The organism is Cyanobium sp. BA5m-21, assembly GCF_024346235.1.
Classification (GTDB): domain Bacteria; phylum Cyanobacteriota; class Cyanobacteriia; order PCC-6307; family Cyanobiaceae; genus Cyanobium_A; species Cyanobium_A usitatum.
This window is the reverse complement of sequence record NZ_JAGQCO010000086.1, coordinates 1-5,859: the sequence shown is the minus strand read 5'-3', so window position 1 is coordinate 5,859 and position 5,859 is coordinate 1. Positions and strand designations below refer to the sequence as shown.

Annotated in this window: 9 protein-coding genes and 2 pseudogenes; 6 read left to right on the top strand and 5 right to left on the bottom strand. The window is 66.0% G+C overall.

The features are described from left to right. Both KBY72_RS14070 and KBY72_RS14065 read left to right on the top strand, forming a co-directional pair. A pseudogene (locus tag KBY72_RS14070) lies at positions 1-183 on the top strand (PAP/fibrillin family protein); the annotation flags it as partial. 5 nt (positions 184-188) lie between these two features. Further along, positions 189-602 carry a VOC family protein gene (locus KBY72_RS14065; protein ID WP_254962032.1) on the top strand — a complete coding sequence of 138 codons (414 nt, stop codon included), beginning with the start codon at positions 189-191 and terminating at the stop codon, positions 600-602. On the opposite strand, the gene KBY72_RS14060 is transcribed toward KBY72_RS14065, so the two are convergent. Continuing rightward, a complete protein-coding gene (locus KBY72_RS14060; RefSeq protein ID WP_254962033.1) occupies positions 595-1,431 on the bottom strand; it encodes a PfkB family carbohydrate kinase in 837 nt (278 codons plus the stop codon). The two genes, KBY72_RS14065 and KBY72_RS14060, sit on opposite strands and share 8 nt — an antisense overlap. Positions 1,432-1,495: 64 nt before the next feature. Here KBY72_RS14060 and KBY72_RS14055 point away from each other — a divergent pair, with 64 nt between their 5' ends. From KBY72_RS14055 to KBY72_RS14045, 3 genes are read left to right on the top strand one after another with little or no spacing between them, the layout of a single operon-like run. Next, on the top strand, positions 1,496-2,086 hold the full coding sequence (locus KBY72_RS14055) for a PCC domain-containing protein (protein WP_254962034.1): 591 nt from the start codon (positions 1,496-1,498) through the stop codon (positions 2,084-2,086). Next, positions 2,083-2,649, top strand: coding sequence for a hypothetical protein (locus KBY72_RS14050; RefSeq protein ID WP_254962035.1), 567 nt, complete (start codon positions 2,083-2,085; stop codon positions 2,647-2,649). Before KBY72_RS14055 ends, KBY72_RS14050 begins: the two co-directional genes overlap by 4 nt. Next, positions 2,646-3,224 (top strand): rhomboid family intramembrane serine protease, encoded by a 579-nt coding sequence (locus tag KBY72_RS14045; RefSeq protein ID WP_254962036.1) that lies wholly within the window; start codon positions 2,646-2,648, stop codon positions 3,222-3,224. Before KBY72_RS14050 ends, KBY72_RS14045 begins: the two co-directional genes overlap by 4 nt. 10 nt (positions 3,225-3,234) lie before the next feature. On the opposite strand, the gene KBY72_RS14040 is transcribed toward KBY72_RS14045, so the two are convergent. Next, positions 3,235-3,747 carry a TspO/MBR family protein gene (locus KBY72_RS14040; RefSeq protein WP_254993836.1) on the bottom strand — a complete coding sequence of 171 codons (513 nt, stop codon included), beginning with the start codon at positions 3,745-3,747 and terminating at the stop codon, positions 3,235-3,237. A 7-nt stretch (positions 3,748-3,754) separates the two neighbouring features. Between KBY72_RS14040 and KBY72_RS14035 the strand changes: the two genes are divergently transcribed. Continuing rightward, entirely contained in the window at positions 3,755-4,123 is a 369-nt protein-coding gene (locus KBY72_RS14035; RefSeq protein ID WP_254993835.1) for a hypothetical protein, read from the top strand. Here KBY72_RS14035 and KBY72_RS14030 read toward each other — a convergent pair. The 3 genes and pseudogenes from KBY72_RS14030 to KBY72_RS14015 all read right to left on the bottom strand — a co-directional run. Then, positions 4,093-4,971, bottom strand: a complete 879-nt coding sequence (locus KBY72_RS14030; protein WP_254993834.1) for a GNAT family N-acetyltransferase — start codon at positions 4,969-4,971, stop codon at positions 4,093-4,095. The two genes, KBY72_RS14035 and KBY72_RS14030, sit on opposite strands and share 31 nt — an antisense overlap. A 5-nt stretch (positions 4,972-4,976) precedes the next feature. Next, positions 4,977-5,672, bottom strand: a complete 696-nt coding sequence (locus tag KBY72_RS14025) for a hypothetical protein (RefSeq protein WP_261361250.1) — start codon at positions 5,670-5,672, stop codon at positions 4,977-4,979. A gap of 61 nt (positions 5,673-5,733) precedes the next feature. Continuing rightward, a pseudogene (locus KBY72_RS14015) lies at positions 5,734-5,859 on the bottom strand (Nif11-like leader peptide family natural product precursor); the annotation flags it as partial.

Sequence of the window (5,859 nt, the reverse complement as noted above, 5' to 3'; positions counted from 1 at the left end):
GGTCCCCGGCTTGGCACCACACGCTTACAGCTTCAACGTGAAGTGCAGCAAAGCTTTCCAGCCTGGCTCGACATCACCGTGCTCACCGAGGAGCTGAGGCTGTGCCGCGGCAACGCCGGCACCATCTTTGCCCTGCTGCGTCGCCCCGATCTGGCCGTTGCAGACTTTTTAGGCAATCAATAAAAACGGTGCAAAACACCCCAAGCCTGAGCAGCTCCCTGGTGCTGGCTGCAGACAATCCCCCTGCCCTGGCAAGGTTTTACGCCGATTTGCTGGCGGTAGAGCCCCTACAGGGGCTTGGTGCCAGCCATTGGCGAGTGCCCTGGCCCGCCGGTGGCTTCCTGGAGATCTACGCCCCATCCCAGAGCCGGCCCCAAGAGAAGCAACCCGGCCGGCTAGCAACGTGCCTGCAGCGCAGCGTGGCTGGCGGCAACAACGACGCAGCTGCCATGGCCCTGCTGCAGGCCTGGCTGGCGAGCGCCATTGGGCTGGGCGCCACGCTTCTGGACGGTCCGCGCCAGGAGGCCTTCGGAGTGGAGGCCTGGCTGCTTGATCCGGAGGCAAACAGGCTGCTGCTGCTTGTGCAAAACCAGGTCAGTTAGGGCGGGCGTAGGGACCAAAGGCAACGGCGCACTCGGCGCCGCAGCGGGCGCCCAGGTCGATTGCTGCGGCGACGCTCCAACCAGCCGCCAGTCCCGCCATCACCCCGGCTGCAAAGCTGTCGCCGCAGCCATAACTGTCGACCGGCGGGGCCGCCAGGGCCTGGGCAGAGAAGCGCCCGCCGGGTTCGCTCCAGCCACCAGCCGCCCCTTCGGTGGCGATTCGCAGTCGCGGGGGGCGCGATAGGGCGCCAGCAGGCACCTGCTCACCCGGATCGAGGGCGCTGCCGATCAAGGCATCGCAGCTCACTCCGCTGGCCTCCAAGAGCGGCAAGCCAACCCGTGGCGTGGCGCCGAGCAGCCGGGCCCGGCGGCATTGCTGCAGAGCTGCCGCGTCGGCCGCGGTCACAAAGACGCCATCGCAGTCAGCCAGATCAGCCCAGGGGAGTGGATCCCTAGCCAACGGGGCCAGTCGCTCGCCGATCACGGTGATGCTGCGGTCACCGGCCCGATCCACAAAGCTCACCCCCCGGCGGGTTGGGGCATCCCGCCAGGCCACCTCAAGATCAAGACCCAGCTCCGTGAGCCGTTCCGCTGAGCGCTCGCCGGTGGCGTCCCGGCCCAGGGAGGTGAAAAACCGCACCCGCTTGCCGCTGAGACGGGCCAGCTGCACCGCCACCACCGCCCCACCACCGGCGGGTTCCTCCAGAAAGGCGGTGGCCCGGTCGATCGAACCAGCAACTGGCAGCTGCTCCACTGCCACAAAGCTCACCCACTCCACATGACCCACCACCGCCAGGTTGAGGGCAGCGAGGGCGGAATCCGGGGCCATGGCAACAGGGCAACCTCACCAGCATGGGCCGGCGTAGCCTTGCCCCCACCTATCTATATCTGCCATGCGTGCCGTGCCGCTGCACCTCGAAGCCGGCAGTGACGTGCGGCGCAGCCTGGAGCAGCTGGCCCTTGAGCACAACGCCGGCGGCTTTGTGCTGAGTGTGGTGGGCAACCTCTCCCAAGCCGCCTTTGCCTGCCCTGGCAAAAGCGCACCCACGGTTTTGGCTGGCGAGCTGGAGATCATCACCCTGCAGGGCACGATCAGCCCGGATGGGGTGCACCTGCACCTGAGCTTCTCCGATGCCAGCTGCCAGGTGTGGGGCGGCCACCTCGAGCACGGCACCCTGGTGTTGCGCGGCGCCGACCTGCTGGTGGGCCTGCTCAGCACCGGCACCAGCCCAGCACCTAGTGCATCGCCGACCACATCAGCCAGCAGCGAACCGCGAGTTGAAATCGCCGGGCGGCCGGAATGCCCCTTTTCGCGCCGGGCCCTACGCATGCTGCGCACCCTGGGCATTGCCTTCGTGGAAATCGAACCCGACGAGTCGGGACCGGTGCCCCAGCTCTACATCGATGGCGTTTCTATTGGTGGCTACAACGAGCTGGCCGAACTGCACAGCCGCGGCGAATTAGACGCGCTGCGCAGCCTGTGAGCCCCGAGTTTGGGGTTGGCATGCTGCAGCTAGGCACCACTAAGGGCTGTGGCCTGGCCATCGGCGCCTATCCCCACTTCAGCTACGACGCCAGCGGCGGCGGCGGAACCGGTGAGCTCGGCCCCAGCCCAGCTGGCGGCCCGCGAACCGTGAGCTTCGAGCCCGCCAGGCTGTTGATTCCGCCACTCAACTGGCGCACCACCCGGGTGCTGGGGCTGCCCCTGCCCCCGGGCCTGGAGATCGCCATCGCCCCTGAGCAGCTGGCGGGCAGCATTGATTCAGCAACAGGTGCTGTTCAACTGCACTTCCGGGCCCGCTTTCGCTTCCGCATTGCCGGGCTCTACCGCGCCCCCGACCTGCTGATCGAAACCCTGCTCAGCACGGGCGCAGCCCAGGGGCAACGCCACCGGGCCATGGGCCAGCCCCTCAGCGCCAATGGCACGGCCCTGCTGGTGGGGGTGGCAAGAGTGCCACCGTGCGGGGACCCCTGGCTGGATCGTCTGCTGGGCCTGCCTGATGAAGCCCTTGCCATGCTGCGCTGCAGCTTCAAGTGCGAGCCGTGAACGAATCTCTACCCCAACGTCTGGATCGCTTGATCGCCCGAGCCGGTTTCAATCTGCTGCTTCCGCCGCTGATCTTGCTGATTCCCTGGCTCCAGGAGCTGGTTGACCAGCTGGTTTTCGGTGGCAACTGGAACCTGCCGATGACGCCCGGAGGCTCCTTCCTCGGGGTGCTGACAGCCCCCTTCAGCCATAGCGGTTTTGGCCATCTCCTGGGCAATTCGCTCACCTTTCTGCCCCTCTCCTGGCTGGTATTGCTGCGCGGCCGCCGCGACTATCTGGCCGTTTGGTTGGGGGTTTATGCCACGGCTATTCCGGTATGGCTGCTCTGGCCCAACGGCAGTCACGGACTCTCCGGGGTCGTGTACGGGCTGCTGGGCTACCTGCTGCTGATCGGCTGGCTGGAGAAGCGGCCCCTCTCCCTGCTCCTTTCAGTGCTGGCCCTGGTCACCTATGCGGGGGTGCTGCCCAGCCTGCTGCCGATTTTTTCACCGCCAGGCGTGAGCTGGATCGGCCACCTCAGCGGTTTTGGCGGCGGCCTACTGGCGGCCCTGGCCGTGGCTCGCGAGTCGCCATAGGTGACCAGGGCTAGCGGTTGAGCTGACGCATCTGCCAGGTAACCCAGGTGCCCACCGGGCTCCAGAGCAGGTAAGGCAGCAGCAAACCAGCCGCCAGCATGCTCTCGCTAGCCACAGCAACGGTGAGGGCAATGCCCCACACCCAGCCAGAAAAGCCAATGACCGTGCCCCTGCCCAGGCTGCGGCTACGGCAAATCACAAGCGTGTAGCTCTGCACCAATACCAACTGCACCAGGAAAGCCGCCATCCACAAGCCGCTCCAGCTGGTCTGCCAGGTGAGCCAAGCCGAGATGTAGAAGCAGACGTAGATCAGCAGCCAAATCACGGGAATCAAGCCCTCAAACACCAGCCAGCGCGGGCGGCGCAGCCGCATAAACCAGGCAAAATCCTGCCGGCTTGGATTAAGGCCCCACGCCACCGCCACAATCACCAACAGAATCACCAGGGCGGCGAGCACTGCAAAAAGAATCAGCGGCACTCCAGCCTGCAGGTTCAACGCCCCCGATGCAGCAAACCAGGCCACGCCAACAATGACCCCAACCAGCAATCCAGATCAAGCCAGCCAGAAAGTCAACCAAGAACTCAGCCAGCAAATAATCCTTGCCGCCTCCAGCCCCTGGGTGGCCGTAGTGCTCAACCTGGTGCCTGGTTTAGGTACGGGATACATCTATCAACGCCGCTGGCGGGCCTACTGGATCAGCTCAGGCCTGGCAACGGCCTGGTTTGTGGCGGGAGGTGTCCTAAGCCAAAACGTGGACGAGGTATTGATGCCCGATTTGGTGCAGCAAAATCAACTGATCGGCCTAGGCGGCCTGCTGCTGCTGGCTGTTGTTACTGCAACGGAGGCTGGCCTCGCCGCCCGCCGCGCTCAGCCCAGCTCCAGGCAGGCCAACCCGTAGACATCGCCAAGGGGAACCGGCGGCAGGCTGCCCCGGTACATCCTCAGCGTCTCGGCGACCACCGCAAAACCCAACTGCAGCAGCAGGGCCCCTGCCTCCGGATTGGCGGCAGGGGCATCGATTAACACCACGCCGGCATGGCGGGCCATCAGGGCGTTGAGAAGCTGGGCCGCCAGGGCAGGCGTGTCGGCTAGCAGGGGCCCTATCCGCCAACCCTCGCCTCGATGCAGCAGGCAGGGCCGGATTCGGCCAAAGCCGTGGCATGAGCCATCCGGGCCGATCAGGGCCAGCACCGTGCCGGCCGGATGGTGCAGCCAGTCGGCGAGGAAGTGGGGCCGGGGGCTGAGCTCCCGCTGGGCGTCATAGGCCTGCACGGCCCTGTCGGGTATGGCACTTCCCTCAAGCAGGCTCAGGCCCTCTGGAGTAGCGGCGGGCGGGAGGTTGCCATCACTGATCCGCTGCCAGCGCTGGGTTGGCGACGCCGGCGCAAACCCCCAACTGGCGTAGTCACCGATGCGATCGGGGGCGGCCTCAATGCCGATGCAAGTAAGGCCCTCCAGATGCTGCAAGGCCCGCTGCCAAAGCTCACGGCCAAATCCCTGCCCCCGGTGCTCTGGTTGCACCAAAAACATGCCGATGAAGCCGTATTCGGCGTTGTACCGGACCCCGGCAATACAGCCGATTGGACGACCGTTTAGGCAACCAACCCAGAGCCCCTGGCGGTCGGTATGGCGGTAGATGGCTACGTCTCCCTGGCCCGGCGCGAAATGTTCAGCACGGGCCAAGGCGGTGACGTCGGCGAGATCGCCCTTCTCCAGGGCCCGAATCCGCAAAAGGGATGGGGCCACCCCGCTCAGTTGGAGCCGTAGGCGATGTGGCAGCTGGCATTGAGCACCTGGGCCTGGTCGGCCGTGGTCGGTGCCATGCCATTGATCAGCCCTTGCTTGCAATCGCTGGTGGCTGTCATCAGGGGCATACCGGCAACGCCGTAGGCAAACTGAACTCGATTAGGTGGCAGCGCTTGAACCGAGCCGTAGTCGAGCTGCAGGCTGGTTTGGGGCACCACGATCACGGTCGACTGCTGATACGCAGCTGCATTAACAGCACTGGTGATCGCAGCAGCCGTGGCCAAGCTGCCCACTCCCCAGGCCACCGAACTGGCTCGCCACCAGGGCCAGGCCGCTGGATAGGGCCGATACCAGCCGGTGCTCCAGGTGCGCGACGACCAGTAACCCCCTTGGCGGCCCCAGGCCGGATTCCAGGCAGAGGCCCCTGGGGCGCGGGTGAAACCAGCGCCAGGGGCACCCCAGCCCACACCAGGGCGAGCTCCCGCTCCGGGCGCCCCTACTCCGGGTGCTCCCACACCAACGCCCGGTCTCGTTCCGGCGCCAGGAGCACCCCAGCCCGCCCCTGGACGCACCCCCGCACCGGAGCCTGCCCCGCCAAAGCCGCCGCCGCCCATGGGGCGGGCCAGAGCGGTGAAGCTGCCCGCAGCTGCTACGACGAGCCCTAAGCCAATCGCCGTGATCAGTTCCGTCCGCTTGGCCATGGTGTTGTTTCCGGGTTGCTTAAAGGTCGTCTAGCCGCGAACGAAGCCCGCGGCACGGCAGCTAGTTGTATTCCCCGGGCAGGTCCTGCTTGGTAACCGTTACGCGACCTACTTTTTTGCCTGAAAGCCGCAGCAGCTCGTCGCCGGAAAATTCAAAGCCCAGGCCTGCCCCGATCTTGGCCACATC

Excerpts from the sequence above, each read along its gene's own strand:
- KBY72_RS14025 (WP_261361250.1), bottom strand. The coding sequence starts at position 5,672 with ATGGCCAAGCGGACGGAACTGATCACGGCGATTGGCTTAGGGCTCGTC.
- KBY72_RS14055 (WP_254962034.1), top strand. The coding sequence starts at position 1,496 with ATGCGTGCCGTGCCGCTGCACCTCGAAGCCGGCAGTGACGTGCGGCGC.
- KBY72_RS14035 (WP_254993835.1), top strand. The coding sequence starts at position 3,755 with ATGACCCCAACCAGCAATCCAGATCAAGCCAGCCAGAAAGTCAACCAA.
- KBY72_RS14060 (WP_254962033.1), bottom strand. The coding sequence starts at position 1,431 with ATGGCCCCGGATTCCGCCCTCGCTGCCCTCAACCTGGCGGTGGTGGGT.